This is a genomic window from Flavobacterium anhuiense (assembly GCF_001705175.1).
Taxonomy (GTDB): domain Bacteria; phylum Bacteroidota; class Bacteroidia; order Flavobacteriales; family Flavobacteriaceae; genus Flavobacterium; species Flavobacterium anhuiense.
The window spans coordinates 982,214-1,008,211 of the sequence record NZ_CP016907.1 but is presented as its reverse complement, the minus strand read 5'-3'; the positions used below and the strand labels follow the sequence as shown (position 1 = coordinate 1,008,211).

At 33.9% G+C, this 25,998-nt stretch carries 19 protein-coding genes and 2 tRNA genes; 6 read left to right on the top strand and 15 right to left on the bottom strand.

Annotated elements, in window-relative coordinates; translation table 11 throughout:
- The first annotated feature begins 38 nt into the window (after positions 1 to 38).
- On the top strand, positions 39 to 515 hold the full coding sequence (locus BB050_RS04235; RefSeq protein ID WP_066032731.1) for an SMI1/KNR4 family protein: 477 nt from the start codon (positions 39 to 41) through the stop codon (positions 513 to 515).
- A gap of 252 nt (positions 516 to 767) precedes the next feature.
- On the opposite strand, the gene BB050_RS04230 is transcribed toward BB050_RS04235, so the two are convergent.
- From BB050_RS04230 to BB050_RS04210, 5 genes are all read right to left on the bottom strand, one after another.
- Positions 768 to 2,636: a peptidase U32 family protein gene (locus BB050_RS04230; RefSeq protein WP_066032730.1), complete on the bottom strand. Its 1,869-nt coding sequence runs from the start codon at positions 2,634 to 2,636 to the stop codon at positions 768 to 770.
- Positions 2,637 to 2,795: 159 nt separating this feature from the next.
- The gene (locus BB050_RS04225) at positions 2,796 to 3,386 is read right to left on the bottom strand and encodes a hypothetical protein (RefSeq protein WP_066032729.1); all 591 of its coding nucleotides are present in this window, start codon (positions 3,384 to 3,386) and stop codon (positions 2,796 to 2,798) included.
- Positions 3,387 to 3,506: 120 nt separating this feature from the next.
- A complete protein-coding gene (locus BB050_RS04220) occupies positions 3,507 to 3,962 on the bottom strand; it encodes a ferritin-like domain-containing protein (protein WP_066032728.1) in 456 nt (151 codons plus the stop codon).
- Positions 3,963 to 4,337: 375 nt separating this feature from the next.
- On the bottom strand, positions 4,338 to 5,528 hold the full coding sequence (locus BB050_RS04215) for a pyridoxal phosphate-dependent aminotransferase (protein WP_008467231.1): 1,191 nt from the start codon (positions 5,526 to 5,528) through the stop codon (positions 4,338 to 4,340).
- A 76-nt stretch (positions 5,529 to 5,604) separates the two neighbouring features.
- Positions 5,605 to 6,702 carry a fatty acid desaturase family protein gene (locus BB050_RS04210; protein ID WP_008467230.1) on the bottom strand — a complete coding sequence of 366 codons (1,098 nt, stop codon included), beginning with the start codon at positions 6,700 to 6,702 and terminating at the stop codon, positions 5,605 to 5,607.
- A 107-nt stretch (positions 6,703 to 6,809) separates the two neighbouring features.
- Between BB050_RS04210 and rsmG the strand changes: the two genes are divergently transcribed.
- Positions 6,810 to 7,439 carry a 16S rRNA (guanine(527)-N(7))-methyltransferase RsmG gene (rsmG, locus tag BB050_RS04205; protein ID WP_066032727.1) on the top strand — a complete coding sequence of 210 codons (630 nt, stop codon included), beginning with the start codon at positions 6,810 to 6,812 and terminating at the stop codon, positions 7,437 to 7,439.
- A gap of 68 nt (positions 7,440 to 7,507) precedes the next feature.
- Here rsmG and BB050_RS04200 read toward each other — a convergent pair whose 3' ends face one another.
- The 7 genes from BB050_RS04200 to map form a co-directional block, all read right to left on the bottom strand.
- Positions 7,508 to 8,239, bottom strand: coding sequence for a hypothetical protein (locus BB050_RS04200; protein ID WP_066032726.1), 732 nt, complete (start codon positions 8,237 to 8,239; stop codon positions 7,508 to 7,510).
- Positions 8,240 to 8,581: 342 nt separating this feature from the next.
- The gene (gene pruA, locus BB050_RS04195) at positions 8,582 to 10,207 is read right to left on the bottom strand and encodes an L-glutamate gamma-semialdehyde dehydrogenase (RefSeq protein ID WP_066032725.1); all 1,626 of its coding nucleotides are present in this window, start codon (positions 10,205 to 10,207) and stop codon (positions 8,582 to 8,584) included.
- Positions 10,208 to 10,359: 152 nt separating this feature from the next.
- Entirely contained in the window at positions 10,360 to 10,746 is a 387-nt protein-coding gene (gene apaG / locus BB050_RS04190; protein WP_008467225.1) for a Co2+/Mg2+ efflux protein ApaG, read from the bottom strand.
- A 79-nt stretch (positions 10,747 to 10,825) separates the two neighbouring features.
- Complete coding sequence (locus BB050_RS04185; RefSeq protein WP_066032724.1) at positions 10,826 to 12,079, bottom strand: type IX secretion system plug protein; 1,254 nt, start codon at positions 12,077 to 12,079, stop codon at positions 10,826 to 10,828.
- A gap of 74 nt (positions 12,080 to 12,153) precedes the next feature.
- A complete protein-coding gene (locus BB050_RS04180) occupies positions 12,154 to 15,060 on the bottom strand; it encodes a DEAD/DEAH box helicase (protein WP_066032723.1) in 2,907 nt (968 codons plus the stop codon).
- Between the two features lie 123 nt (positions 15,061 to 15,183).
- A complete protein-coding gene (locus BB050_RS04175) occupies positions 15,184 to 15,960 on the bottom strand; it encodes a class I SAM-dependent methyltransferase (protein WP_066032722.1) in 777 nt (258 codons plus the stop codon).
- A 21-nt stretch (positions 15,961 to 15,981) separates the two neighbouring features.
- Positions 15,982 to 16,800, bottom strand: a complete 819-nt coding sequence (map, locus tag BB050_RS04170; RefSeq protein WP_066032721.1) for a type I methionyl aminopeptidase — start codon at positions 16,798 to 16,800, stop codon at positions 15,982 to 15,984.
- Between the two features lie 245 nt (positions 16,801 to 17,045).
- Here map and BB050_RS04165 point away from each other — a divergent pair, with 245 nt between their 5' ends.
- Positions 17,046 to 18,299 carry a DUF445 domain-containing protein gene (locus tag BB050_RS04165; RefSeq protein WP_066032720.1) on the top strand — a complete coding sequence of 418 codons (1,254 nt, stop codon included), beginning with the start codon at positions 17,046 to 17,048 and terminating at the stop codon, positions 18,297 to 18,299.
- A gap of 178 nt (positions 18,300 to 18,477) precedes the next feature.
- Here BB050_RS04165 and gpmI read toward each other — a convergent pair whose 3' ends face one another.
- Both gpmI and BB050_RS04155 read right to left on the bottom strand, forming a co-directional pair.
- Entirely contained in the window at positions 18,478 to 19,995 is a 1,518-nt protein-coding gene (gene gpmI, locus BB050_RS04160) for a 2,3-bisphosphoglycerate-independent phosphoglycerate mutase (RefSeq protein WP_066032719.1), read from the bottom strand.
- A 141-nt stretch (positions 19,996 to 20,136) separates the two neighbouring features.
- Positions 20,137 to 22,566 carry a DUF5916 domain-containing protein gene (locus tag BB050_RS04155; RefSeq protein WP_066032718.1) on the bottom strand — a complete coding sequence of 810 codons (2,430 nt, stop codon included), beginning with the start codon at positions 22,564 to 22,566 and terminating at the stop codon, positions 20,137 to 20,139.
- Positions 22,567 to 22,869: 303 nt separating this feature from the next.
- Between BB050_RS04155 and BB050_RS04150 the strand changes: the two genes are divergently transcribed.
- The gene (locus BB050_RS04150) at positions 22,870 to 23,595 is read left to right on the top strand and encodes a murein L,D-transpeptidase catalytic domain family protein (protein ID WP_066032717.1); all 726 of its coding nucleotides are present in this window, start codon (positions 22,870 to 22,872) and stop codon (positions 23,593 to 23,595) included.
- Here BB050_RS04150 and BB050_RS04145 read toward each other — a convergent pair.
- Entirely contained in the window at positions 23,584 to 25,167 is a 1,584-nt protein-coding gene (locus BB050_RS04145; RefSeq protein ID WP_066032716.1) for a L,D-transpeptidase family protein, read from the bottom strand. The two genes, BB050_RS04150 and BB050_RS04145, sit on opposite strands and share 12 nt — an antisense overlap.
- A 460-nt stretch (positions 25,168 to 25,627) precedes the next feature.
- On the opposite strand from BB050_RS04145, the gene BB050_RS04135 reads away from it, so the two are divergent.
- Positions 25,628 to 25,700 (top strand) — tRNA-Gly (locus tag BB050_RS04135).
- Between the two features lie 95 nt (positions 25,701 to 25,795).
- Positions 25,796 to 25,868: transfer RNA gene (locus BB050_RS04130), tRNA-Gly, on the top strand.
- Positions 25,869 to 25,998 lie beyond the last annotated feature (130 nt).

Here is a 25,998-nt window from a genome sequence, read left to right as displayed (position 1 = left end):
ACAAAAATAGCTATTTTTAGTTATAATTTAATTTAGTTATGGAAATAGAGTATTTACAGAAATTAAAAGATAATCCAGAAAGATATCCTAAAGATAGAGAGTTCAGATTTGGAATAAAAGGAATTAGCATAGATGAAATTCAAGATCTTGAAAAACTTTATAATAATGGGAATCACTTTCCAAAATGCTTAAGAGAGCTGCTTTTTTTGTCAGGGGAGTACTCTTATACTTTTGATTATGGAATAAGTGATAGTCAAAAAGAAATGCAGGAAATGTTTCGAGAGTATTTGGAAGAAAAAGGAAGAGTGATTTTTAAACCTTATTACATTATAGAGGTATATGATGGCTATCAATTCTTTTTTGTTTATTTAGATGAAGGAGATGATCCGCAAATATATGAAGCTCATCCTGGAAGTTCCTCTGGAGCTTGGATAAGAAGTTTAGGTAGGACAATTAAAGAGTATGTAGAGTTCTATATTGATAATATGAAAAAATATGGAGATAATTTTAACTAAAAGAAAACAACGTAAAAAATTCTCACTCAGATTTTATTATTACATCATGTAACCACACAGTTTGTCATTTTTATGACAAGATTATGGAAATGCATAGATTATTTAACCGCAAAGAACACAATCCCGATAGCTATCGGGAACGCGAAGAACGCAAAGTTATATTTTTATATAAAAAAAAAAGTTCGCAAAGATTAATTTTCAAATCTTTGCGAACCTTGCGTATTCCTTTGCGCTCCTTGTGGTTAAACTCTTTTAATGAAAATGATCTTCTTCAATCTCAAATTCAGCATCTTTTTCCCAGATTTCCATTTCGCAGGGTTTGCAGTTGAATTTTAGTTTATACTCCAATTCTCCCTGTTTCAATACTAATGGTTCTTTTACCTTAACACCTACAATATCTTTTTGGTGTATCGGACATTTTTTCAATTCGTATTTGATGCAATATTTAGTTGTCATTACGCGGGATTTTCCTGGATCCCATTGTAATTCAAAAGCTTTTTCGATTTCGGTAACACCGTGGCGTTCGTAGAATTTACGAGCTGTTTTGTTCGAAACGTTGTACATAAAATCCAGTTTAGTTTCTGGATAAGGATGAGACGTTTTTACCAATTGGTGTTCTTCGCGAACATAATTTGCTAAACGAATTTCTGATAATTGTTCGAAAACATTTCTTCTCATTTCGTTGATTTTTGAAATAGGAAGGAACCAGTTTTCAGAGAACATTACATTAATTTCATCGGCGCTGTAAGGTGTGAAACCTGTTTTTGCCAATTGAACTTTAATATTTTCTTCGATCGATTCCCCTGTTTTCGTTTTTTCTTTCGGATGTTCTAATTTTACTGTACTTACGTTTCCGTCTTCGTCGGTTGCGATTAATTCAAAACCAATTTCGTTTTCGGTAAGCAATAAAGTTGTTCCGATTTTACGGATCGCACTATCTTCTCTTTCTACGATTTTGATGAAAGCAGCATCGTTATTTCTGTATATGAAAGTTCCGTCTTTGATTTCTTTTAAAACGTTTGGATAAACTTTTCCATTTTCGGCTTTGTTTACGTAGATTCCGTCAGCTTCATTATTTTCGTTGATGAAACAAAGTCCGTCGCCGTTGTTTAATAATTCGCCGTTTTCGATTTCGTAAGCACCACCAACAGTTCGGATTAATTTACCAATGTATTGTCCTTTTGATTTTGGGCTTTCCCAAGAACCAATACTATTGTGTCTGTCGTTTACAAAATAATCGGTATAGCCACGATTGAAAGTTCTGTTTAATGCAGAATCAAAAGTATAAGTGCATTTTCCAGAAGAAGCTTTCGTGTATTTATCGCTTCCTTCTAAAAAACTATCTAATTTTTGGCGCAGATAAGACACGTTGTTTTTTACGTAAGCCACGTCTTTTAAGCGCCCTTCAATTTTGAAAGAAACGATTCCTGCTTCGATCAGATTCGGAATCTGATCTGAAACATCTAAATCTTTAATTGAAAGCAAGTGACTGTTTCTGATTAAAGTTTCACCGTTTCCGTCAATTAAGTTATAAGGTAAACGACAGTTTTGTGCGCAAGAGCCACGGTTAGCGCTACGTTCTCCGTTTGCCACACTCATATAGCAGTTTCCGCTAAATGATACGCATAAAGCTCCCGTTACGAAGAATTCTAATTCAACATCAGCGTAATCGTAGATTTCTTTAATTTGATGTAGGTTCAATTCACGCGCTAAAACCACACGTTTGATGCCAGCATCTTTAAGGAATTTTATTTTTTCTTTGTCACGATTGTTGGCTTGCGTGCTGGCGTGAAGTACGATAGGAGGCAAGTCCATTTCCATAATAGCCATATCCTGAATAATCAATGCATCTACACCAATATCGTATAATTCCCAGATCATCGCGCGACAAGTTTCTAATTCGTTGTCGTACAATATGGTATTGATAACTACAAAAACCTGTGCGTTAAATAGGTGCGCATATTTTACAAGTTCAGCAACATCTGCGATAGAGTTGTTGGCGTTTGAACGTGCTCCAAATTGAGGTGCACCAATATATACAGCATCGGCACCACTATTTATGGCTGCCATTCCTCCAATTAAATCTCTAGCAGGAGCTAATATTTCGATTTTCTTCTTCATTTCTAAAACTTTAGACTTTTGTGGTATTCCCGAAAAAAAGTGTGCAAAGGTCTAATAAATTATTTGAGTTTGCTAGTGATGAAGCGATTTTTTTGAATTTGTTAACTTAATATGGAATGAAGATAAATGAAATTTTTAATTTGAGAATTGAGAATATGATTAATCTAATGGAAAATTATATCCGATTGCAAATACTCCAGTCGATTGTTTTGCCGCTGGATGAAAGTATCCTGAAATCCCGATTTCAAAATTATTATGTCTGCCAACTGCCAATCCAATACTGAAAGGAATATGTAATAAAACTGTGCTTTTATTGAAATTAACATTTGGTGTAAAAGTTTCGAATTTGCCCATCGAAGTTCCAATGCCTCCTTCTATAAATGGAGCAACCCATGGAATAGGAGCGCAAAATCGAACTTTTCCTCCCATTAAAAAAGCATTTGTGGTTACTTTATACTGCGGTTGATTTTGTATATTTTGATTTTTGTCAACAGATTCAAAAATGGCACCAGCGTAAGGTCTTACGCTAAACCACGATTTTAGTCCTATAATGTATTCGCCTTGAAGATAAAGTCCACCTCCCATAACATCAACTTCATCTTGACTTCCATAATCTTCAATGTAATAAGAACTGCTAGATCCATAACCTATTGAGGCTTTTATGAAATTGCCAGTTGTTTGTGCTTGTGTTATTGAAGAAAGTAAAATTGCAAATAGTAAAATGATATACCAGCGTAAAGTTAATGTCATATGATTTTTAGTTTTTAATTGGTTGTGACGAATGTAAGATTTATTCTCAGTTTAACAAACAAAAAAACTGCCCAATCCGAAGATCGAGCAGTTCTCAAAAAAAAAGCATGAATCGATCGATTAATTTGCTCTCATTTTAATTTGTGATAAAGTATTTTGAATACTGTTTAGCTGTTTTGAAACAATATATACCTGATCGTGTTCTAGATGATTTTCTTCGAGTGCCATTTTATATTTTTCGATAGCGGCTTCTTCACCAGTGATGCAGGCATTTATGATAGCTTCTGTGTCACCACCGGTAAAGGCAGATTTTATATCAATCCAAGTCCGGTGTAAAGCTCCAAGCGGACCTCCGCCAGAAGTATCTGTCGATTTTCCTAGTTTGTTGATTTGGTTTTGTAACTCAACAATAAATAAAGCTCTTTCGCGAGCGTATTCAAGAAAATCGGTTTTCATTGCTGGATTTTCTACATGTTCCGCTGCATTTGTATATCCTAATTTTCCATCTTCCAGAATTGAAATTAATCCTTCTAAAGTTTTAATGGTTTCTGTTGTGGTTTCTTCTGCATGTGTCATGACCTATAATTTTTAAAAATTAATATGTTACAAAGTTTGTAATTATAACATGCTTATTTTTATAGGATTACATTTTGAGTTTTATAATATTGTGGAATGGGAATTTTGAAACTCTTTTTTTTGTTCGTGACGGATTTCTCGAATTTCACCAATTTTAAATGCTCAAAAGTTTTGTTTTGAAAATGACATTTCTTTGTATGCTTTTTGCGTGAGGGATAGGAGCGATATCCTTTTATGGCGGGGTTCGCCATAAAAGATATAGTGGATAGCCTCCCTATAGCTATCGGGATGGGGACACGCCAAAAAAACAGCTTAAAGTATAAAAGTGATGAAACTTTTGAACCTTAAGCTGTTTTAGTAAAACTTAGAATATGTTTATGCAGTCAAAGCTTCTTTGATTCTGCGTAATGCTTCTTTTAAAATATCGTTGCTTGTTGCGTAAGAGAAACGAATACAGTTTGGATTTCCGAAAGCATCTCCTGTTACGGTTGCAACGTTTGCCTCAGCTAAAAGATACATAGATACGTCGTTTGCATCTTTGATTTCGTGTCCTTTTAAAGTTTTTCCGAAGAAAGAAGAAACGTCTGGGAATACGTAGAATGCTCCTTCTGGAACGTTAATTTTGATGCCTGGGATTTCTTGTAATAATCCAACCACTAAATCTCTACGACCGTGGAAAGCTTGAACCATTTCGTTTAATACGCTTGGATCAGCATCTACAGCAGTAATTGTAGCTCTTTGCGCCACAGAATTTGCGCCAGATGTTACTTGTCCTTGGATCTTTGTACACGCTTTTGCGATAAATTCAGGAGCTCCGATATAACCAATTCTGTATCCTGTCATTGCGAATGCTTTTGCAACTCCGTTTACAGTGATCGTTCTATCTAACATTCCTGGGATTGAACCGATACTGCAGAAAGTTCCTGAGAAATTAATGTGCTCATAAATTTCATCTGAAACTACATAAATATTTGGGTGTTTTTCTAAAACTTTAGCTAAGGCTGTTAATTCTTCTCTGCTGTAAACAGACCCTGAAGGGTTACATGGAGAAGAGAACCACATCATTTTTGTTTTTGGTGTGATTGCAGCTTCTAATTGTTCTGGTGTCATTTTGAAATCGGTTTCGACAGAAGTTGGAACTTCAACTGGAACTCCGCCAGAAAGTTTTACGATTTCGAAATAAGAAACCCAGTATGGTGCCGGTAAAATAACCTCATCACCGTCGTTTAACATTACTTGCGCAATGTTGTATAAAGATTGTTTTGCTCCTGTAGAAACTACAATTTGAGATGGTTTATAATCTAAGTTATTATCTCTTTTGAATTTTCTGCAAATTGCCTCTCTCAATTCAAGGTAACCTTCTACTGGAGAATAAGTGCTATAATTTTCGTTAACTGCTTTAATTACTGCTTCTTTGATAAAATCAGGTGTATTGAAATCTGGTTCACCTAAACTTAAGCTGATAATGTCTTTTCCTTGTGCTTTTAATTCGCGAGCTAAAGCAGCCATTGCTAATGTTTGCGAAGTCGCTAAGTTGTTGATTCTGTCCGAAAGAATATGATTCATTATAAAATTTTTGAATGTCCTTAATTTGCTGTGTTGATTAAGGAAGGTTAATTATTAATAGATTTCTTTTTAGTTCTTAAACTGCTAATTCCGGTTTCATTCCCAATTCGCGTAAATGCTTAAAGTGAGCAATAACAGCACTTCGCATTGTTTTATATTCGTAATAAGGCAAATTGCATTCTTTTGCTGTTTCTTTTACAATTTGAGCAATTTTACCATAATGAATATGACTGATATTTGGGAAAATATGATGTTCAATCTGATGATTTAAACCACCTGTGTACCAATTTACAATTGCGTTTTTTGGAGCAAAATTGGTCGTTGTATATAATTGGTGAACAGCCCAAGTGTTGTCCATTTCTCCTAATTCATTTGGAGTTGGATTTGTTGTATGATCAACAACGTGAGCTAATTGAAATACTATACTTAAGATTAAACCTGCAGTATAATGCATTACAAAAAATCCTAAAAGCACTTTCCACCAAGTGATTCCAATAAGAATTGGAAGAACAATCCAGATCGAAAGATAAATGATTTTAGTAATGATTAAAGTGGTCCAAAGAATTTTTGGGCTTTTTGGCTCTCCATAAGATAATTTTCTTTTAAGGTAGTTACGCATCTGTTTGAAATCGGTTGTAAGTGCCCAATTGAAAGTCAATAATCCATATAAGAAAACAGAATAGTAATGCTGAAAACGGTGAAAACGATGCCATTCAGCATGTTTTGTAAAACGAATAATACGGCCCGCATCTAAATCTTCGTCGTGTCCAGGAATATTGGTATAAGTGTGGTGAAGCACATTATGCTGTACTTGCCAGTTGTATACATTTCCTGCTAGAACGTAAATGGTTCCGCCCATAAATTTATTGATCCAATTTTTAGTCGAATAAGAACCGTGATTTCCGTCGTGCATTACGTTCATTCCGACACCTGCCATTCCAATTCCGATTACGATTGATAAAAGCAACATTACCCAAAACGGCATGTCAAGCGTAAGGATTAAAAAGTACGGAGTTAAAAAAACAGCAAATAGAATAACAGCTTTTAAATGTAATTGCCAGTTTCCGGTTTTTTTGATATTATTTTCTTTAAAGTAATTGTTAACGCGAGAGTTAAGCGTTCTAAAAAACTTTAAATTGTCTTGCCGTGCAAAAGTTGGAGCAGTGTTATTCATAATTAATTTAAATAGATTTCAAAGGTAATTATTATAAATTTTCAATTTGCAAAATTGAGTTAAATATTTCAATCGTAAAGTAGTACTTTTGTTAAAAAATTATAGCAATGGATGAGATATTGAAATATTTTCCCAATTTGACTGATCTTCAAATCGAACAATTTCAAAAATTAGACTTTTTATACCACGATTGGAATGAAAAAATCAATGTGATTTCGCGTAAAGACATTGATTCATTATATACAAAACACATCTTGCATTCATTAGGAATTGCCAAGGTTATGAAATTCGAACCTGGAGCAACAGTTTTAGATGTTGGAACAGGTGGAGGTTTTCCTGGAATTCCATTAGCGATTCTTTTTCCTGAAACCCGTTTTTATTTAATTGATGTTATTGCAAAAAAAATAAGAGTAGTTCAAGGTGTGGTTGATGCATTAGAACTAAAGAACGTAAAAGCAGAACAAAAACGTGCTGAATTGGTAAAAGGAGATTTTGATTTTATTGTTAGCCGTGCCGTTACTAATATGCCAGATTTTGTTTCATGGATTAAAGATAAAATCAAGAAGCAGCACAAACACATGTTAAAAAATGGAATTCTATATTTGAAAGGCGGTGATTTAACCGAAGAGTTAAAGGATTTTCCAAGCGCTACTTTATATGATTTGGATGAATTTTTTGAAGATGAATTTTTTGAAACCAAAAAAGTAGTCCATCTTCCTTTAAAATTTAAACCTTAAACTAAAATAACCCGAGTAGAACTTTCTAAACGGGTTATTTTTTTTTTTGAACACAACTAAAGTTAAAATTATGAAGCTTTTTTTGGAAGATTTAAAAAGCTGTTCGCCTTGTGATCTAAATTATCAATGAAACCATGAATTGCATTCTCTGACGCTTCAACTGAATATTGGAATGTTTCATCAAAGAAAAACTCTCTAGAGATTACCGGCTCATTTGATGAATCGTATACTGCTTCGTCGCTTTCGTCCAAAACATCATTTCTATATGGATTAGGATGAGAATGGGTTAAGTTTATAATAGTTTGGGCAAACCAATGGTCGAAGTTTTTCTTTTTTGGCGTAATATGACGCGCTAACAATACCAATCCGACAAGATCATTTTGTAAAAAGTAAGAACCTTTGCGGTATCGTACATCGATCATTCTCACATTCATTAATGCAATCCATAGAGCGCCGTTTATAGAGCCAGTTGCTGGGATTTCGAATTCGGTGTCAAATAATAAAGGATTGGTCTGTTCGCGATTGTTGATAGAGCACCAAAGTGCTTCAATTCTTTTTTGCGTATCGTTTGTAGCTTGGCTATAACCTGTAAAACGCCAGTAAATCCATTCTAATAACGCAGCGGTCAAGCCAATAGAACCTTTATGATTGATTTGCATTAAAGCATTTTCAAGCTCTTCATTCCCTTCAATAGGGTCTAAAAGTTTGTTTATTTTCTTTTTTGTCCATTTATAATCAATGGCATGTCCAATGCTTTTAGATTCCATAATAACTTTGGGAACATTGTTTAAATTTCTCATACTTATGCTGTTAATTTATTTAGATCTTTTAATGTTGTTTAATATTGAAACAAATTTAGGCTGATGAGTTTTTTTTGAAGGGAACAATAAGTTTTTTAAATATTAAAATAAGACATTTTGTTTTTTTAAAGTCCTGATTTTTAAATAAATAAGAAAAGTATTACAAAAATATTTACAGAAGTCACGTGTAATAAAAATTTTAAGTCCTATTCTGAAAGAAATGACAGATAAAGGTGAAATCAAAATAATAGGAGAAGTAATTTTTCTATAAAAAGAAAACGCGTCTAATTTCTTTGAAAGTAGACGCGTTTTTATATTCTAAATCTGAACTCTAAAATCAGATTATCCTAAGAAAGGGTATCTGTAATCTTCTGGAGTTACAAAAGTTTCTTTAATAGTTCTTGGAGAAGCCCAACGCAATAAGTTTAATGCCGAACCTGCTTTATCATTAGTTCCAGAAGCTCTTGCTCCACCAAATGGCTGCATTCCTACAACAGCTCCAGTTGGTTTGTCATTGATATAGAAGTTACCAGCAGAGTTTTGTAATTTTGTTGTAGCTAGTTCAATAGCGTAACGATCTTGGCTAAATACAGCTCCTGTTAAAGCATACTCAGAAGTAGTGTCCACTAATTCAAGAGTTTCTTCCCATTTAGCATCTTCATAAACATAAATTGTGATAACTGGTCCAAACAACTCAGTTTCCATTGTAGTATATTTTGGATTTGTAGTTACAATAACCGTTGGCTCAATAAAGTATCCAACAGATTTATCATAATTTCCTCCAACGATGATTTCTGCTTCAGCATCTTTTTTAGCTTGATCGATATAACTTGCTAATTTGTCAAAAGAACCTTCGTGAATAACTGCTGTAATGAAGTTTCCAAAATCTTCTGGAGAACCCATTTTCATAGATTTTACATCAGCAATCAATTGTTCTTTTACAGCTGGCCATAAACTTTGTGGAATATAAGCTCTAGAAGCAGCAGAACATTTTTGTCCTTGGAATTCAAAAGCTCCACGAGTAATTCCCGTTACCACTTGTTTTACGTTTGCGCTTGGGTGAGCAATGATAAAATCTTTACCTCCAGTTTCACCAACGATTCTTGGGTACGTTTTGTAATTGTGGATGTTTGCACCAATTTTAGCCCAAATATCTTTAAATACGTGAGTTGATCCTGTAAAGTGAACACCAGCAAAATCGCGGCTAGCCAAAACAGTATCAGTAATCATTAAAGCGTCTCCGAAAACTACGTTGATAACTCCATCAGGAACTCCAGCTTCTTTGAAAACGTCGATAATAACTTTTGCAGAGAATACTTGGCCATCACTTGGTTTCCAAACCACAACGTTACCCATCATTGCAGCACTTGCAGGAAGGTTAGCAGCGATAGCAGTAAAGTTGAATGGAGTAATAGCGTAAACAAAACCTTCTAATGGTCTGTATTCTACACGGTTCCAAACAGAAGAATCTGATTTTGGCTGATCGTTGTAGATTTGAGTCATGAACTCAACATTATAACGTAAGAAGTCAATTAATTCACAAGAAGAATCAATTTCTGCTTGATGGATATTTTTAGACTGCCCAATCATTGTAGCAGCGTTGATACGAGCTCTGTATGGTCCAGCGATAAGTTCAGCAGCTTTTAAGAAAATAGCAGCACGCTGTTCCCATGCCATGTTTGCCCATTTTTTTCTTGCTTCAAGAGCATTGGCAATAGCTTTTTCGATATGTTGTTTTTCAGCTAAATGGTATTTTCCAACAACGTGTTTGTGGTCGTGTGGAGCTGTAATGTTTCTTGTATTTCCAGTTCTAATTTCTTCGCTTCCAATATATAAAGGAACGTCAATTTGAGAATTCCACATTGTGGTATAAGCAGCTTGAACAGCAGCTTTTTCTGGTGAGTTTGGTGCGTAGCTCTTTACAGGCTCGTTTACCGCTTTTGGTACATGAAAAAATCCTTTAAGCATGTTATTTAAATTTGTGAATTAGACAATTTAAAGTTAGACGATTTGTTTTGTTACGAATAATCTAACGCTGCACAAAAGTACAAAGGATAAATTAATAAATTGACAATTTTATGATTAAGATAACGATAAAAGCTATAGATGTAAACTATATCTTAATTTAGTGCAAAAGGAGCACACATTCTAAAAGTAGGAACAATAACTTTGAATGTCTTTGTTGTAGTAAAATTGATCATATTGAAATGACCTTTCATTGCGCCATAAGGAGACGATAATAAACAGCCAGAACTGTACGTGTGGTTTTCTCCAGGTTTTAGAACTGGTTTTTTGCCAATTACACCTTCACCATCTACAACTTCTAAATCATTTAGAGAATCAAAAATTTCCCAATGGCGAGAAGTTAACTGTACAGAATCTTTACTATGATTTTCTATGGTAACTACGTAGCTAAAAGCAAAATGAATCTTGTAGTTTTTGAAGTATGTGCCTTCAAAACTAGTCAAAACAGATATTTTTATGCCTCGTGTAATTTGAGAAACCATACTAACGCCGTATATATGTGAGTGTTATAGAGGCAAAGCTACAAAAAAAAATCGTTTAATCTAAAACCTTAACATTGTTTTAATTGACTATATTGATAGAGTTTGCATTTCCTTTTCCGATTACACGCTGATAACGGTCAGTAGCTTCTTTGTAATAAACCAAGATGGTGTACTCGTTTTCAGTCTGATAAAAGTTTCCGTCAATGGCATTTTCAAAATCAACAACGCCTTTTTTATCGGCAACGGTATACTGAAAATTAGTAAAACCTTGCTTAATCATAATGGCTTTTTCAAAAACTCCTTTGTCGTTATTATAGTCCATTTTATATTCTGGCGAAAGACTGTAGTTATTAAACATGCCAGAAATATAAATGTCTTTGTTCATTCTAAAAGCAGGAGCAGAGAGGCTGAAATAAACCCAAGCATAATCGGCTTCAATATCGTTGTTAGAACCGTTGATGTTCTTTACCACAAAGTTTCCGTTTACATCTTCATAATTAGTATAAATCTGATTTCCTCTTGCGGCGTTAGTATACAGAAACGAATTGTAAATATCATTGTTAGAGCCTACTTTGGCTACATTATTACTAGCCGCCCGTATGTCTTTGTTTTCAAAATATAAAAACTCATTTCCGCCCCAAAATTGGGTTTCTTTGTCGTATTTGTAAACTAGCTGATTGCCAATTGTATACTGAGGAACAATATTTTTTATCTCAGTATGGAAATTTCCGTTTTGCAATAAAAGCACTTTCACATTTTGCAACGGGGTTTGAAATACAATATCATTAGATAAAATAGCAAAATCCAAATTCTGTTTGTAGTCAATATTGCTGAGGTTACGGCTTCTTTTTACTTGAACTCCAACTGTACAATGATTTTCATATAAAATAAATTTTCTCGAAAAAACAACTTCTCGATCTTCATTCAGAATTCGCAACATATAATTTCCCGAAAGCTTCAATAATTGTGTAAACTGATTAGGGAAAGAAAGTCTATAATGTGTATAAACCTGCAGCGTATTGAACGAATTAGAAAAATCGGTAATCCTCTGATTATCCATTCCAAGAATATAGTCCGTTTTTGGAATTTGCGTTGGAATCCAATTATAATCGCAATGAAGAACTTCAAAGTAATAATTGGCTTCATTGCCAAACAAATCATCAAATTGAAAGGTAAATGCAGAGCCTAATTCAAAAATTGGTGGGACATTACTGCCATTTTGAATGAAAGAAGCAGTTTTAATATTATATGGAGGGTCGATTTCTTTTTCCTGAGCTTTCGCTAAAGTGAAAATAAAAAGAAAAATAAAGCTTGTATATAAAAATTTCGGCATCTTTAAACGTTGTAAGATTGTAAATATAACAATTTTATATAACGAAAAAGATGCCGTTCTATTAGATTTAACGATTAATTTCCTAAAATATACTCTAAGTTTCCTTCAATTTCATCATTGATATAACTTTCTTCTAAAAGCGAGTCAGACAATAATTTTTTGTTTTCCTGCAGTTTGATGATTTTTTCTTCAACTGTATTTTTAGAAATAAAACGAATGACATTTACTTTATTCAATTGCCCAATTCTATGCGCACGTGCCACACCTTGTTTTTCGGCAAAAGGATTCCACCAAGGGTCTAAGAATAAAACATAAGAAGCCTTTGTAATATTCAAACCAACTCCACCCGCTTTAAGCGAAATAAAGAATAATAGCGGATTTTCTTTTTCCTGAAACATTTTAACCTGCTGTTCCCTTTTATCTGCAGGCGTTTCACCCGTAATTTCACAGAAATCTATTTTGTTTTCTTTGCACCAATCGGTGTAAAAATTTAAATTGGTAACAAACGAACTGAAAATGATGACTTTCTGTTTTGCTTTTACTAAGTTTTCAAGATAATTGGTAACCGCAATATATTTTCCAGAATCAACTTCAGATTCCTGATCGACCATTTTTGGATGGTTACTCAATTGTCTCAGCTTCATCAAAGTGTTAATGATGTTGATTTTGTCTGGACCAGAACCGTCAGTTTTAAGCAAGAAATTACGAGCTTTAGATTTCTCTTTCTCATATAATTTCTCCTGTTCAGGATCCATGTCGCAGTAATAAATCTGCTCTGTCAATTCTGGCAAATCTTTTAAAACCTGTTCTTTAGTTCGTCTTAAAATATAAGGAGCGATTAGATTTTTTAATTCAGCCAAAACTTCTTCATTTTGCTTTTTCTCAATCGGATTTTTGAAATTTTCCATAAAGAAAGCATAACTTCCTAAAATATCGGGATTGATAAACTGCATTTGCGACCATAAATCGTCAAGCGAATTTTCAATCGGCGTACCACTCAAAGCAATTTTATGACCTGTGCTGATTTTATTTATGGCTTTAAAAATCTTAGAGTTTTTGTTTTTGATGTATTGACTTTCGTCCAAAATCAGATAGCGGAAATCGTATTTTTCTAAAATAGAAATATCTCGATGAATGATGCTGTAGCTTGTAAAAATCAAATCGGTCGAATTGATTCTGCTCGCTAGCATTTTTCTGTCATTACCCACATATTGCATTTTCGAAAAGTGCGGCGTGAATTTGCCAGCTTCATTAAACCAGTTAAAAACCAATGAAGACGGAAGAACAATTAAAGCCTTAAGCGGTTCTCTTTCGACAGTAGTTTCATTGGCAAACAAATCAAAATTGGTGGTTTTGGTTGTGAAGCCTAATTGTTCTTGTACAGAAACCAAAACAGATAAGGTTTGCAACGTTTTTCCAAGTCCCATATCATCAGCCAAACAAGCGCCCATATTGGAGTTGAAATGCCCTAAAAGCCATTTTACACCTTCAATTTGGTACGGTCTTAAAGTTGCTTTTATTAAGTCAGAACCAGTAAATTCAGCTTGATGGATTTGATCTAAATCACTGTCAATTTCTGAAATTCCGTCTAAAGCAGTAAAATTGCTTTTGCGCAATAAAAGGACGCCATTTTCTGTTTTGGCTAATTTTGCCAGCGAACCATATTTGCTGAACCATTCTAGCGGAATCAAAAAGTAGTTTCCGTCTGGCAATGCAAAAAGTCTTTCTTTGCTTTTTATGTTGGGAATAATTTCGCTGAAATTGATTTTATAATTTCCAACGGTAATTATTATTCTAATGTCGAACCAATCTCCAGCTGTTTCTTTTGAAGCAGAAATGGTATAGTTTTCCGTGACAATTTCTTTGCTTTCCAGTTTTAGGTTGTCAATAGTAAAACCTAAATTTTTCAGTTCTTCCTTATGGTCAATAATCAGCTGAATATTGATAAAAGGATCTGTGTTTTCGGCCTCTGAATTTAATCCAAATAACTCGTTTTTGATTTTGGTTAATCCAATCTCATTTAATTTTTCGATATATAAACTTTCTTCAGAACTTCTTTTAAACTGAATGATTTTGGGTTCATTGGCAACACTAAAATCTACAAAAGAATGTGTTTTTTTAGTTTTGCTCGCATCAAATGAATATCCGTTATAATCAAAATAAAGATTAAGATAATAGCAGTTTTTAAAGAAATCATGAATAGGCTGAATCGTGCAGGAAATGATTTTGTCACGAAGTTCAATCTCAAAACCTGTCGCTTCAATATCAATTTTCTTTGCGATTTGAGGAATAAAGCTTTTGAAGTAATCATCAACTAATTTTGATGGTATTTCAATAGATTTTTTCTTTAAAAAAGGCATCAGTTTTTTGGAGTTTAACTCTTTTAGCTGTCCCAGTTTTTTATTGATAATAAGCCATCCTGGTTCGTCTAAAAGGATGTCAACTTTGCTGTCCATTGGAGAGAAAATTGTTTCATTTTCCTTTAAAGATAAAGTATAGGTAATGCCCTCGGAATGTTTGTCAAACTGAATCTGAGGCTCAAAATCAAGCGGGTCGATGCTGACTCTTGAGCGGTAAAAATCTTTTTCAGGTCCAAGATTTAAAGACAGAGGAAATTGTTCTTTTACAATTAAATCGTAAAATGAACTTAAATTGAATTTAAGATGTTGACGAATGGCAAATTCAATTTTTGAATCTTTCTGTAAGTCAGCAATTGTTTTAGCGGACTTAATTTTAGCGCCAAATTTTTTAAAAATAAATTCAGGTTTAAGAGAATCGCAAGCTGTTAATATTCTTTTTGAATTAGAATCTAAATTATCAAAAGTGATTCCGAAACTTTCAAGTACATCAGGACTTGCTTTTTTGTCTAAATATTTGATTTCACTAGTATTCTCAACGATGTAGGCGGTTGGAATATAGACATTCAGATTTTTTTCCAAACTGATGTCAAAACAGAACTGAAATGATTTTGTAGGTTCCAAGATTAGGGATTTGGTTAGGCTTGTAATTTAGGTTTGGGCAAAAAAATAAAAGGAGTTTTCAAATTATTACTATTTTGAAAACTCCTTTTAAATGAACTTATATCACTTATATCGTGAAAAAAATTAGTTTTCCTGTTTAAAGCAAAGCGGAATAATCTCGCCTTTTGCTAGACAGTATTTTTCAACCAATTCTGGTGCAATTTTGTTAGTGTAATCTTCTTCGATCACAATAAAACCAATACTTCTTAATTTATCGAAATAATCGCGTCCGTAAACACGAACGTGATCGTATTGTCCGAAGATTTTAGCGCGTTCTTTCTGATCTGTAATCGAATCATCTGCAAAAGTAACTTCGCGAGATAAATCTTGAGGAATTTGAAGAATCGCCATTCCGCCTGGTTTTAAAACTCTGTATAATTCCTGCATTGCTTTTGTGTCGTCTGGAATGTGTTCTAAAACGTGATTGCACAAAATAACGTCATATTCGTTGTCTTTGAAAGGCAAATTACAAATGTCTGCTTTTACATCGGCCAATGGCGAAAGTAAATCAGTTGTGGTGTAATCTAAGTTTTTCTGTTTGCGGAATCTTTTATAAAAAGCTTGTTCGGGAGCAAAATGCAATACTTTTTTTTTAGGCGCTGTAAAAAAATCAGTTTGATCGTTTAAATATAGCCAAAGTAAACGATGTCTCTCTAAAGAAAGGGTGCTTGGCGAAAGCACATTATTACGTTGTTTTCCGTATCCATAAGGCAGGAACGATTTAAAGCTTTTTCCGTCAATTGGATCTGTAAATTTATCTCCTTTTAAGGAGAAAGCTAAAATTGGTCGCGCCACGTAACTCAAACGAATTAATATTGGACGCGGAATTGTATTAAGGACTAATTTAAAAAGTTTTTTCACAGGTTTGATTCGAGGTTGTATTTATACGATTAACGGAATTTGTCTGAATTCTTCTTCTTCATTGCTCTCAATTCCAAGCGCTTTATAGATGTATTTAAAAGTCGATAATAACTCAGGTTTTCCATCAACTAAGGCAACGTCATGCTCAAAATGCGCACTTGGTTTTCCGTCAGCAGTCAAAATTGTCCAGCCGTCTTTTAGTTGTTTGATATTTCTAGTTCCCATGTTGATCATAGGTTCAATTGCTACAACCATTCCTTCAACAAAAAGCTTTCCGCGTCCGCGTTTTCCGTAATTTGGCATTTCTGGCTCTTCGTGCATTTTTTGCCCAACACCATGTCCAACCAATTCACGAACTACTCCGTAACCGTGAGCTTCAGTATATTTTTGAATCGCATTTCCAACATCTTCTACGCGATTTCCTGCTTTAAATTCTCTAATTCCAACGTAAAGAGATTCTTTAGTTACCTGCAAAAGTTTTTTTACTTCAGGAGCAACTTCTCCAATTTCGAAACTGTAAGCATGGTCTCCGTGGAAACCATTTTTAAAAGCGCCACAGTCAACCGAAATAACATCACCGTTTTTAAGAGGAATATTATTAGGAATACCGTGAACAACCTGAGCGTTTGGACTCATACAAAGCGAATTCGGGAAATCGTACAATCCAAGGAAACTTGGAACTGCACCGTGATCACGAATAAATTCTTCGGCTAATTTGTCAAGATATAATGTTGTAACTCCTTCTTTAATTTCAGAAGCAATCATTCCTAATGTTTTTGATACGATTAAAGCACTTTCGCGCATTAATTCGATTTCCTCTCTAGTTTTCTGGATAATCATATTTTTCCCATTTTCAGTTGGCAAAAGTACAATTTTTAATTAAAATTTTTCGCCACGCATTCACGAATTATCTCAAAACAAAATTTTTAAAAAAGATATTTCACAAATCAATTAATTAATTTTTGAAGAAAATTCGTGAATTGCTTCGGCAGTCACTTCGTTCGAGTAGTGGCTATCAAAACAATCAATAGAGTTAACGTGTTTCAGAAAAAAGCCATAAATTAGTAATACAAACGCTTATAATTATGGAAACTATTATAGATCGAGATATCGCCAAAGTAAAAGCGCTGAAGAAAATGAAGCGAAATGCTTTGGGGCTTTTGGGCGTCGCAGTGTTGTTATTTATAATTGCTATTTACTTTAAAATTCCGATGCTTCAGGCTTTTAGTGAAGCCGCGATGGTGGGCGGAATCGCCGATTGGTTTGCTGTCGTGGCATTATTTCGCCATCCAATGGGAATACCGATTTGGCATACAGCAATTATTCCGACTAAGAAAAATGAAATTGGAGAGAACTTAGGAAATTTTGTATCTGAAGAGTTTTTAGACCGAGAAAAATTAGAAATAAAATTAGACGAATTCAATTTTGCAACTAAAGCTTCAGATTGGCTTTCGAAAGAAGAAAATGCAAATAAAATTGCCAATGCAGTTGCTGTAAATGTAATTCCGGGAATTTTACGAACGATAAAGGATGAAGATGTCAGAAGGTTTATTCAGGTTCAGTTTGCAGCAAAAATTGAAGGAATAAATTTTGGAGATTGGGTGGCTCTGGCATTAGAACCTTTGCAAAAAGGTAATTTGAAAAATCAGATGCTAACGAATCTTTTAGAAGTTATGAGCACCGAATTGACTAATAATAAAGATTTAATTAGACAAAAAGTTAAAGCTTCTACTCCGCTTCTAAGCTTTGGATTGGCTGATAAAAGTATTACAGAAGGGGTTTTTAATGGTTTGCAGGACTTTCTAAATGAAGCTAAAAAGCCAGAAAGTACGGTACGCTTAAAAATTGACGAGTACATTTTTAATTTCTTGGAAAAAGTAAAAAACTCAGAAGAAATGAGGGTTAAAATTAACGATGTGATTTTGGGTTTTGTGGAAAAAAAAGAAGTGCAGGATTATATCAATAGCATTTGGGATGAAATTAAATCGTCGATTATCAATGATTTAAATAAAGGTGATGATTCTTCAATTAAAAATAATATTGCAGGATTGATTCAGACTTTTGGAAATGGAATTAAAGAAGACCCTATTATGATTGACAAAATAAATGGTTTTATTAAAAACGATTTACTTTCGATGCTTTTAAACAACAAAAAAGTAATTGGAGATTTGATTTCGTCAACCGTAAAAAGCTGGGATGGAAAAGAAGTTTCTGAAAAGCTGGAATTAGAAATAGGAAAGGATCTTCAATATATCAGAATCAACGGAACTTTGGTTGGAGGAGTGATTGGACTTGTGATTTATGGCGTTGAGCAGATTTATCATTATTTTATTATTTGAGAAGCGCAATCTTGTCATTTCGACGAAGGAGAAATCTCCACAAGTAGCTCCACAACGAGAAGTCAATCTTTGTAGAGTTTCTCGCGGAGATTTCTCCTTCGTCGAAATGACAAAAACAGGCGTAAAAAAAGAGGCAAATTTTTAAAATTTGCCTCTTTTTTATGAAGAAAAATATTTTCTATAATAATGAATGACAAGTCATTGCATTTGGCTGCTGAATTCCCATCAATTCTAAAATAGTTGGAGCAATGTCGCCTAAAACACCATCTTGAATGCTTTTTAGCTGTTTGTCAACTAAAATAATCGGCACTGGATTTGTTGTGTGAGCTGTGTTTGGAGAACCATCAGGGTTAATCATGGTTTCGCAGTTTCCGTGATCGGCAATTACAATGGTAGTATAATCATTTGCAAGCGCAGCGTCGATTACCTTTTTCGCGCAAGCGTCAACCGCTTCACAAGCTTTAATTGCCGCTTCCATAATTCCTGTGTGACCAACCATATCTCCGTTTGCGAAGTTTAAGCACACAAAATCAACTTCACCTTTATTCAATTCAGGAACAAGAGCGTCAGCCAATTCGTAAGCGCTCATTTCTGGTTTCAAATCATAAGTTGCCACTTTTGGAGAATTTCTTAAGATTCTTTCTTCACCTTCAAAAGGAGTTTCTCTACCTCCAGAGAAGAAGAAAGTTACGTGAGGATATTTCTCAGTTTCAGCGATTCTGATTTGTTTTTTGCCTGCTTTTTCTAAAACCTCACCAAGAGTTTCGGTGATATTATCTTTATTGTAAACTACTTTTACGTTTTGGTACGTTTCGTCGTAGTTTGTCAATGTTACATAATATAGGTTTAGTTTGTGCATGTTCTGCTCATGGAAATCTTGCTGAGAAAGCGCTTCAGTAAGTTCACGTCCTCTGTCAGTTCTAAAGTTAAAGAAGATTACAACATCGCCTTCAACAATAGTGGCAAGAGGTTTTGCATTTTCGTCCACGATAACTACAGGTTCGATAAATTCGTCAGTGACATCTTTTTCGTAGCTAGACAAAACACTTGCAACAGCATTTGTTGATGGAGTTCCAACACCGTTTACAACTAAGTCGTAAGCTAATTTTACTCGTTCCCAACGTTTGTCGCGATCCATTGCGTAGTAACGTCCAACGATAGAAGCGATTTTTACAGGAGTATTTTTAATATATTCTTCTAAATCGTGGATATATTTTGCTCCAGATTTTGGGTCAACATCACGTCCGTCTGTAAAAGCGTGAACATAAACCTGATCTAAACCGTATTCTTGTGAAGCATCAATTAATCCGCGAAGGTGAGAAGTATGTGAGTGAACACCACCATCTGAAACTAATCCTAAAAAGTGTACTTTTTTATTGTTGTCTTTAGCATATGTAAAAGCGTCAATTAAAACCTGCTCTTTTGCTAAAGTTTTGTGTTCTACAGCTAAATTTATTTTGGCTAAATCTTGGTATACAATTCTTCCTGCGCCTAGATTCATGTGTCCAACCTCGCTATTTCCCATTTGCCCTTCCGGAAGACCAACATTTAATCCGTCAGTTCTAAGCTGTGCGCTTGGGTAATTTTTATAAAGACTGTTTATAAAAGGAACATTTGCATTGTCTATTGCAGATACTTTAGGGTCAGGAGATTTTCCCCAACCATCCAAAATCATAAGGATAACTTTTTTGTTCATTGCATTTTTGTTTTCTACAAATATAAGGCATTTCTAAAGTTTGAAACCTGAGGAATGTTACATTTATATTTAATAAAATGAACTATAAAAAAAAATATTGATTTAATTGAAGAAGCCTTTATTTTTTAAAATTAATTCACGCTAAGCTCTTTTTCTGATCTTATTTTTGACAGCATTGTAGTCAATAAAGTATTTTACGCTAACAGAAAAGATATGTTTTAAGGCATCATTGTTTAATAGTCCTGCTACATTGTGTCTGAAGTCTTTATCAATAACTCGTTCAAAATTAGAGGCATTGTTTCTGTATAAAGCAGAAATCTGGCTTCCTGGCGCGAACCACCAAGAATAAGACAAATCGGCGTTCCAAGAATAAAAGCTTGAATTTTTATTGGTAGTATATTGTGGATACGGACTAAGGTCTCCATTCGAATCTAAAGCCAGAATGTCTTTATTATCAGCATAAGACCAATATTGGCGGACAGCGAGATTTATAGTCATGGCGCTATTTATAGCATATTTGCCTCCTAATGTATTAGAATACGTAACAACATTTCGGTTGGCAAAGACAATATCGTTTGGAGTGGCTTTGTTATTATCGCCATCAATTTGATCGATGTAGCCTTTATTGTTGTTTTTTCGAATATAGCTAAAGAAATAAGTCAGTAATAATTTATCGCTGAAACGATATCTTGGGCCAATATCAAATCCGTATGTAATACGATCAGATTCATCAAACACATTAAAAGTTCCATTGAGATCAATTGCAAATTTGTGGTTGTAATTGGTTGAAATACTACCCCAAGTTTCTATTTTTCTCGGAATTGTTACATATCTGTTTTCTGCGCGCGGTTCATAATAATCATTAATTTCTAATGGGTAAAAAGTAATGCCAGTTCCGTAATAATTATTTTTTACTGTTGTTAAATTTAAATTCGCATTAATATTATTGTCTTGTAATTTTCCAGATTCTTTATTGAATTCGGTATACATATTATAGTTAATTCTAAACGTATTGAATTTTTTCGTCGGATTTAGAATTCTGTAATTGGCATTTCCATAAAAGTTGTAATAATTCGTATAGAAATTAATGCCCAGATCATTAGGGTCGTAATCTTTAGTTACAAAATCAGAACCTATGCTATATCTATAATTTCCGCTCGTTTCGGCCAAAGTTATTGTCGAAAAAACACCGCTTTTATCTTTGATGTCATTTATTAAACTGTATTTTACATTTCCGAATAGACTATAAGTATTGGCTTTTGTGTTTAAATCCCAAGCCAGACCTGTTACGTTGGCGTCTCTAGAATGTCCGTTGCGGCTAACATTTGTATTAATAAAAGTAACCGACGAATTTTTCCTGAAACGCTGGTCTAAAACCAAAACATTATAATTGGTGAGCGGTTCTACAATTACACGTCTTGTTTCTCCGCTTTCAGTATTTTTTATGGTAGCAAAAGTTTTTTCTGTAACGGCATTTAAAACACCAATTCCAAGTCCGTTTTTTGTTCTCCCTGATAATTTTAAGGCATTAACCAAATTTACGGCTGCGGGTAATTCTGTAATTTCTTCGTTTTCATTTAATGAAGGATCTATGGATGGAGCGCCTCCAATTCTTCGGGAATAAAATATATTTCCTTTGCTGAACAAATCTGTTCCTTCCGTAAAAAAGGCTCTATTTTCATTAAATTGCTGTTCAAAAGGCCCGAGATTTAAAATCTGATCGTCGTATTTTGTCTGTCCAAAATCTGGAATTAAAATGGCATCAATTGTAAAAGCATCAGTTATACCATATTTAATATCCATTCCTCCTTTAATTGTTCCATATGTTTTTTGTCCGTCGGCGGCATTTAGATAATACGATGCATAAGGCATAAAAAACAGTCGAGTAGGAGGTTTAATGTTTTGAATTCCTTCCAGAGTTCCAGCCTGTTGTGTAAAGGTTCCAATCTTTCTGTCAACAAAATTCCAGGTATATTTATAACGGTCACGTTTAATTTCTCTGAAAAAGTTGATTCCCCAGATTTGTTTATTTTCTCCAGAAAAACGCAGCGCCGAGTACGGAATTTTCATCTCAACAATCCATCCGTTATCTGCTATAGCTGCTTTACTGATCCAGACGGCATCCCAAGAATAATCTTCGCCATTTGCATCGGTCATAATGCAATCGCCTTGAACATCGGCTGCAGATACATAAAACATAAAATCTTGCTGGCCGTCATTAAAACCATTTATAAAAACACCAAATAGATCTGCGGTTCCAAAATTATCTCGCTGAGAGATTTCCTTTAAAATTTTTGAAGGTTCGTCATCATACATCATCGCGCCAATATAAACCGCATCATTATTATATATGACTTTGACTTCAGTGCGTTTTTCATACGGAATAGCTTTTCCGTTGTCTGGTTCGAGCATGATAAAGTCAGTAGCAACTGGTACACTTTCCCATGCAGATTCATCTAGTTTTCCGTCAATAGATATGGTATGTGAAGTTACTTGCGCCTGAATTGACTTTTTTTGGGCATAACTCCACATAGAGAATAGTAGAAAACAGAAGAATGTGATTTTTTTCATTGGTTTTTTTGATGCGGAATAAAGTGCAAATATATTTTTTATAGTAGCAATAGACTCAATTTTGTTCTACTTGTTACAGTTTAGGTTTCTAGATTGTTCATTTTTGTTTTACTTTTTTTAAGAAACGGCTTAAAATCTTGTGATTTTTAACATAAGATAAAATCTTACAGGAAAAGCAAATTTGTGTTAATAATGTTAAAATTTCAGTAAAAAAGCCTTGAAAATCAGGCTTATATTTTGCGAGGCGTGATTTTTTTATATTTTTGCGATACCCAAATTTTTTGTTTAACCTAAAGAAATTCAATGATTTACAAAATTTATCCGTTATTTGTGTTTTTGCTATTGTCTTTTGGAAAAGATTCAAAAAACACAGCCGATCTTAAAAAAAATGCCATTGTAAAGTCGATTGCTAAAGTCGAAAAAGTTACAGTAGATTCTAAAATCGAGAGCGTTTATAACTCATTAAATTCAAACAACTTTAAAATGCCTGAGCTTAAAACTTTCTCAGAAGCTTTAAAAGGATTTTATTTGTTGAAAGAAAGAGGAGTGATCAAGAAAAATATCTTAACCTTAATTGATTTCAGTTTGTCCTCAAACACTAAACGTTTGTGGGTGATTGATCTAACTAGCAATACCATTTTGTTTAATTCTCTTGTGGCTCATGGTAGAAATACTGGTGAAGAATTTGCTTCAGCATTTTCAAATCTCAATTCATCATTTAAAAGCAGTTTAGGTTTTTATGCAACTGGTGAAATTTATCAAGGAAAACATGGTGCTTCATTGCGTTTAGATGGTTTAGAGAATGGCGTAAATGACAATGCTCGTGAAAGAGGCGTTGTAATGCATGGTGCAGATTATGTGTCTGAATCTTTTATCAGAAATCATAAAAGATTGGGCAGAAGCCAAGGCTGTCCAGCAGTTCCAGTTGAATTGACAAACGAAATTATTCAATTAATAAAAGACAAATCGTGTTTGTATATCTACCATCCTTCAAGAAATTTTGCGATGGAAGAAAGGCTAATTTCTTAATTGCTTATATAAATCCGAATCTAAATCATAAATATCAGCTCTAAAAATGAGCTGATTTTTTTTGCTCCATGCTGTCCAATACCACTGGTATAAAGCATATTTTTTGGTAATCTTGAAACTCATCGTTGTTTTACTCGCAATAATAGTGTCAATTCTATCTTGTGGCCAGTTTCCGTCAACATCTAATATATGTTGGGCAAGTTCAAGTGGGTTTTCGACACGAACACATCCAGAACTCATAGAACGGTTGTTGCGTCCAAAAATATTGCGGTGATTGGTATCGTGTAAATAAACACTATGGTGATTTGGAAATAAAATTTTCATTAGTCCTAACGAATTATCATAACCAGGACTTTGTACATAACGATAATTGTTTGGTTTGTTTTCATTCCAAGCCATTGGAGAAACTACCTTTCCAGCAGTATCGTAAATAGTAATGTTTTTATTGGCCAGATAATTTCGGTTTCTTTTCATAGCCGGAACCACATCTTCTTTTAAAATTGTCGGAGGAACGGTCCAAGTCGGATTAAAAACAACCGTTTTTAAAAAAGAAGTAATAATAGGTGTTCTTCTTTTGCTGGTTCCAACCACAATATTTCTAACTAAAGTGGTGTCCTTATTTTCAACAACATTTAAGCTGTAATCTGGAATATTTATAATGAAATAATTTTCGGCCAATTCTGACGGATACCATCTCCAACGCTCTAAATTGGCAATAATCTGTTTTTTTCTATCTTCTTTAGAATAGTTTAAAGCCCGAATAGTTCCAGCTCCGATAACTCCGTCAGAAGCTAAACCGTGCCTTTCTTGGAATCTTTTAACTGCTTCAAAAGTTTTGTGGTTGTAAATATTGTTAAGGCTGTCTTTTCCTGACATATCATTCCAATACAAGAGCCTTTTTTTAATGTTTGTTAAAGCGGGATTGGTATCGTTTAAAACAATTTTATCAGTTGCTTCAATGGTGTTTATATTGTCCTCTGGAAAAGTATTGATGATTTCCAGCGCTTTTAGTAACTCTTTATACGTTTGTGTTTTAGGCTGAATATTTTCGACAATGCTGTCTAATTTATTTTTGTTGAATCCTTTAATTAAAACAGAATTCACATCAAATTCTTTTTCGTCCAAATCCCAATTGGTATACAATTTCTTAGGATCTAGCTTTCCTTTATAGATATGGTTTAGAAATTTTTCAAAATTTAAAGTCAGCAAAATATCATACTTAGCTAAATCTTTATCGTTTAACGAAGCGACTTTACTTTCGAATTTTTTTAGTTGAGATATTTTATAATCTTCTGGTTCTAAGCCTAGTTCTTCAGATTTTTCTAATTGCGATAAAACAAAAGTCCTCTTTTTAAGATTTCCCCATACGGTTTGATTCTCAGATGCGGCGTAAAACTGTTTTAAGGTTTCATTTTTATAAGTTCCTATTAATGCTGTGTCTATTTCAACTGTTCTCTCGTCAGTAAGTATAATCGCTGGCACCTTTTTTTTGACAATAGGTGCGGGTTTCGGGTCTTCTTTTTTACAGCCCAGAAAAAGGCATATTACTACTAATGAGTAAAGTTTTTTCATTTTATAATTTTTTAAACATCACATATGTTCTTCAACATCTTTAATCTCAAATGTTTCACCAAGTATTTGGTATTCATCTTTTGATGGGTTCCAAAACAGCCATCCCTCGAATCTGAGCTTGATTTTGAGCGGCAAATATAGGGTTGATTTTTTCAAATAACGAAATAATTCCTGTTAAATTTTTTATCCTCAAATAAACCAAAATGACGGCTAGATTCTAGATCGTCTCCTTTAAAGACGCAACTTTCTATAGGTTTTCCTTTTCTTGAAATAGTTTGACAAACGGCATAAGTTTCTTTTGATGGAATTTCTCTGGTTGTATCATGATTTTTTGAAAAAATATTGCTTTTATAACTTTTTAATTTTAAATAAGTTATAAAAAAATGTCGATTTTTATTGATTTTTTTTGTCCAAAAGCTTGTTTTGAACTGAACTTTCTTTTTATATTTGCACAACCAATGCGAAAGTAGCTCAGTTGGTAGAGCTCCAGCCTTCCAAGCTGGTTGTCGCGAGTTCGAGCCTCGTCTTTCGCTCTAAAAAGTAAACACGTTTTACTTATGTGAAAATAAATTTTTTGGTTTTTATTTTGTTTTAAAAATTAAATTTTTTAGTTTTGCACCCGGTTAATGCGAAAGTAGCTCAGTTGGTAGAGCTCCAGCCTTCCAAGCTGGTTGTCGCGAGTTCGAGCCTCGTCTTTCGCTCTTCGAAAGCCTCAAACATTGTTTGAGGCTTTTTTGTTTTTGAACAAAATGTAAATTCTAATATTTTTAAATTCCAAATCCCAATTTTCACATTTAGTTACTTTTTTATTTTGGAATTTGGAATTTAAAA